The 3,199-nt window shown below is 48.2% G+C and carries 5 protein-coding genes; 1 reads left to right on the forward strand and 4 read right to left on the reverse strand.

The window, feature by feature from the left end; genetic code table 11:
* Nucleotides 1-902 (reverse strand): PTS sugar transporter subunit IIC (locus NNO02_RS22860; protein WP_271455833.1); only part of this gene is annotated, 902 nt, incomplete at its 3' end.
* A complete protein-coding gene (locus NNO02_RS22865) occupies nt 892-1,032 on the reverse strand; it encodes a hypothetical protein (RefSeq protein WP_271441718.1) in 141 nt (46 codons plus the stop codon). The genes NNO02_RS22865 and NNO02_RS22860, both read right to left, overlap by 11 nt.
* Before the next feature lie 235 nt (nt 1,033-1,267).
* Between NNO02_RS22865 and NNO02_RS22870 the strand changes: the two genes are divergently transcribed.
* Nucleotides 1,268-1,726 carry a YbaK/EbsC family protein gene (locus NNO02_RS22870; RefSeq protein ID WP_271455834.1) on the forward strand — a complete coding sequence of 153 codons (459 nt, stop codon included), beginning with the start codon at nt 1,268-1,270 and terminating at the stop codon, nt 1,724-1,726.
* Nucleotides 1,727-1,771: 45 nt separating this feature from the next.
* Here NNO02_RS22870 and bglJ read toward each other — a convergent pair whose 3' ends face one another.
* Together bglJ and NNO02_RS22880 are read right to left on the reverse strand one after the other, a co-directional pair.
* Nucleotides 1,772-2,461 carry a DNA-binding transcriptional activator BglJ gene (bglJ, locus tag NNO02_RS22875; RefSeq protein ID WP_271441720.1) on the reverse strand — a complete coding sequence of 230 codons (690 nt, stop codon included), beginning with the start codon at nt 2,459-2,461 and terminating at the stop codon, nt 1,772-1,774.
* A complete protein-coding gene (locus NNO02_RS22880; protein ID WP_271455835.1) occupies nt 2,422-3,147 on the reverse strand; it encodes a helix-turn-helix transcriptional regulator in 726 nt (241 codons plus the stop codon). The genes bglJ and NNO02_RS22880 overlap by 40 nt, the downstream gene beginning before the upstream one ends.
* Between the last annotated feature and the right edge of the window lie 52 nt (nt 3,148-3,199).

Here is a 3,199-nt window from a genome sequence, read left to right on the forward strand (position 1 = left end):
CCCCCCACCACGATGAAGAACGTCCAGAACGCTTCCATAAAGATATGCGGCAAAGGAGCCCCCTGCGCCAACGCCGATTGATTCATGCCGAGGTTGGTCAGCCAGAACATTTGCAGCATCCCGGACACAATCGCCGCCCCGTGAATCCCGGCAAACCACAGCAGGTGGCCTATCAATACCGCCAGCAGTATCGCCGGAAGAGAATCGGCAGCAGACACCAGCGGTTTAAAGATTGCCATAATGGCCTGAGGGATCAGCATATCAAACTGCGACTGTATCACCAGGCTCAGCGGGTACAGCGTCAATACCACAACCAGCACTGGGATCAGGAGATCAAATGAGTTTTTGATCATCGGCGGCACTTGATCGGGTAAGCGGATCCCGATGTTGTGTGCCTTTAGGAACCGCATCATCTCAACGCAATAAATCGCCACGAGGATCGCGGTGAAAATCCCCGTCCCTCCCAGGCTATCAACCGGCATCGAACCTTTGGTTTTCGGTGCAGCAATCAGTAAAAACGCCATGATGGACAGCATCGCGCACATAAACGGATCCAGCTGATACGACTTCACATAGTGTTTACCCAGATTGTAAGCAATGGCGGCACATATATAGACCGACATGATCCCCATCGTCATATCAAACGGCGTGAGTATCTGGCCTTCAAATTGTTTTGCCAGATCCAGCCATGCGCGGGCAAATCCCCAGGTGGTATCCGGCGAAAAAGGAGGATAGGCAAAAACCAGCAGAAAAGATCCTACAATCATAAACGGCATTGCCGAAATGAAACCATCACGTATTGCCATCACATGACGTTGTGAAGAAATGCGTCCGGCGACAGGGCTAACGTAGTTTTCAACAAAGCGGAAAATCACATTAAACACAGCATGGTTAGTAGACATAGCCGCTCTCCTGTTGTGCAAAACCCTGTAAATGTGCTGGTATCAACACCACCACGTAAGGCCCGTTACCACTTTTCGCAACCGTGCCGGGAGGAACGCCAGCGCTACCGCTATTAAAGTTAAGTTTCATAGATGGCTCTTATTATGTGATACAGAGGAAGTGACAGCTTCAGTATTAATCGCCATTTCAACATTCTGCAACCGGTTACTGTAACCGGTTTCTTTGATTGTGAAGGTGATCGAAAAACTGCCGATGTTGCTATGTTGTTACAATAAAATATTTACAGTAACGCTTCGCCTATGACAAATTACGCCAGGCGGTTTTCTGCTATACAGGGCTGCGGATAAGCGAGAGGGAGAAAAGAGTGAGTTTGCAATCAGTGCGGCAGTTTTTTGCGCAACATGCGCCAGATATTGAAATCATCGAATTAGATCAAAGCACCGCCACCGTCGATCTGGCCGCAAAAGCCCATAACGTCGAACCAGGGCAGATAGCAAAAACGCTGTCACTAAAGGTGAAAAACGACATTATCCTGGTCGTCGCCAGAGGAGATGCGCGCCTCGATAATAAAAAACTGAAAAATACGTTTGGTGCCAAAGCGCGCATGCTGAGTAGCGATGAAGTGGTCATCGCAACAGGCCATCCCGTGGGAGGCGTATGTCCTTTCGGCCTGGAGACACCAATATCGGTGTACTGTGATGTCTCGTTGAAACACTACACTGAAGTGCTCCCTGCGGCTGGAGCCACTCATAGCGCGGTTCGCATCACGCCAGAGAGGATAGCAGAACTGACTGCGGCGACCTGGGTTGATGTGTGCCAGTGATCGATGTGCCTTTCCATGCCAATAACTAAGCTGATACACCTTTTCTCAAGCGCGCCATAACGGGGCAGTACGACGAAAAGATGACGGTTCTGCAGAGCGTACATGCAACAGAATATCGGCAGCGTCCAGTAACCCGGCATCCGAACTCACACCCAGTTTGGACATCACATTAAATTTATGCGCGCGAATCGTTTTAATGTTTCGCTCAAGCTCAATCGCAATCTGCAGCATCGAATAGCCATTCGACATATAGCGCAGAATTTCGCGCTCGGTTGGGCTAAGCATGCGACATTGATTGATATACCAGAGTTTTTTTGTATCCTCTGTTTCCCCTCTGACACACTCCAGCGCTGCAAATAATTCTTCCTGTAACACACTCAGCGTGGATGCTTTGCTAATCACGGCATCCAGTGGTGATGGTGACAGCGAGCCAATTAACCGCGCCTCATCATCATCATCGGCAATGACTACTCGCTTGATGCGAGGGTGTTTCACCGCCAGCTCCGTCAGGTAAGCCAGACCGGTGCGGCGATCGGTTCTTTTCGCGGAAAGTGAAAAAATAACCGCGGAAAATGACGTCTGTGACATCGCCTGGCTGAAGGCTGGCTGTCGTGAAAAGGGATGGAGTCGGTATTGGTTATTCGGTCTGGCATTAAATAAATTATAAATACCCACACTGCTCATTACACACTTTTCTACCAGTGCGACATTTCTTTTGATACTTCTGTCTTCCATTCCGTGGTCTCTCCATAAACTGAAGGTAGATTCAATTCTCGTGCTCCTTGAGAACTATTTATCCAGGCATACATCTCCGCATTGCTGTGTATTGACAGACGACGCATCGCACTATTTTTCTGGGCGCTGATGGTCTTATTACTTTTTTTAAGTAATGTGGCAATCTGATTAATCCCCCAGCCCTTTCCCAGAAGCCGTAGCACTTTCCGTTCAGATAGCGTCAGAATAATTGAATGTACGCTAGGATCCTGTCTTTCTGGTGTTATTACCGGAGAGAGCAATACCGGGCTAATTCTGTCAGCATAAACATTCCCCGCATCAATAGCATTTACTAAACTGTCGATCGGTTCGGCATCGGATAAAAGCGTACTGATTGGACACATCAGCAACTCAACGGCCACAGGATAATAATTTCGAGAAACGAGAAAGACCCAGTGAATATCACGGTATTGGGGTAACAAAGAATAATATTGTTCGCAGATCGAACGCGGATGGCTACAATCTCCGGTTAAATCAGCGATGACCAGATCTGAACGCCGCAGTTGCAGCAATGTCAGTTCTTCTACGGAGCGGCAGTAGGTCAGTTTGTAATCGGAGAAATGCGCCTGCATTACCCCTTTAAGCCCAGTTTGTATGATAGGTAATTTACTAATAATAATTGCGTTCTTGCAGCGTCCTGGCAACATAACTCCTCCATATTCACATGTCTTCAATCTTGCTCACGCAAGTATCACCTAC

The sequence above is a fragment of the Citrobacter sp. Awk 2 genome (assembly GCF_028069815.1).
Classification (GTDB): Bacteria; Pseudomonadota; Gammaproteobacteria; order Enterobacterales; family Enterobacteriaceae; genus Citrobacter.